The sequence below is a fragment of the Photobacterium chitinilyticum genome, from assembly GCF_004104355.1.
GTDB lineage: Bacteria > Pseudomonadota > Gammaproteobacteria > Enterobacterales > Vibrionaceae > Photobacterium > Photobacterium chitinilyticum.
The window spans coordinates 1-893 of the sequence record NZ_RJLM01000093.1; the positions used below are offsets into that span (position 1 = coordinate 1).

Consider the following 893-nt stretch of genomic DNA (forward strand, 5'->3'; position numbering starts at 1 on the left):
GCCAGACTTCAAGGCAGCAAATATAACAACAACCTACTTATCTTCGGACTTACAGGCAGCCTTTCGGCAAACGAATGGCCAGAGAAATCGTGGAAAAAAGCGATGAATTTTCTACCATTGAAAATCTTGGCTCTAGGTGCATAACGCCTACAATAAGGTGTGCCACGTTGAACCAGCCAAGTACACCGAACTCCATACCAAAACTGCCGAGTGTAATGCATCACCTTGATTGTTTTGTTATGCACGCAATAGTTTGAATCTTAAATCATTTTTATACTCATTATTGCAATCATCGCTTTTTAATAGAATCCCACCACATGATTCTATTACGCTTCGTGATGCACCATTGTCAGATGAGCAGATCAAAATGGCTTCTGTAATTAACTGATTTTCCTTAAGCCATAATAGAAGGGCTTTCGCTACACCCCGCCCTCTCTCAGATGGTCTTGTTTCGTAACCAATATGCCCAATAACGTTACGAATATAGTCATTGTTTTCTTTACGAATTCTTATGGCCCCGAGAATACGATCATTTTCTATACAAAAGTATGTCGACATAGGAACCCAACCTTCGGGCAGCATCCGCCCTTCCGAATTAGCAATAACTCTTTGAAGATATGATTTGGGGTCACTCACAGCATCACTATATAACTCAATCCCATGCCTATGGCATTCAAGCACATATTCACAATACTCATTTTCGTATTTAGATGAAGCTAATACTATTTCCATATTCCCTCTTAGTGCATAACGCCTGGGATAAGGTGCGCCACGACCAACTCACCAAACCCACTGAACTCCAAACCAAAACCGCCGAATCAAACAAGTCACCTTGATACCTTTGTTATGCAACTCCATCCGTTAATACGATCATACCTGGCCGAAAGCCTTTC

The 893-nt window shown here is 41.4% G+C and carries 1 protein-coding gene; it reads right to left on the minus strand.

Translation table 11 applies throughout. The features are described from left to right. Window positions 1-237: 237 nt before the first annotated feature. Window positions 238-732 carry a GNAT family N-acetyltransferase gene (locus EDI28_RS25960; protein ID WP_128786699.1) on the minus strand — a complete coding sequence of 165 codons (495 nt, stop codon included), beginning with the start codon at window positions 730-732 and terminating at the stop codon, window positions 238-240. Between the last annotated feature and the right edge of the window lie 161 nt (window positions 733-893).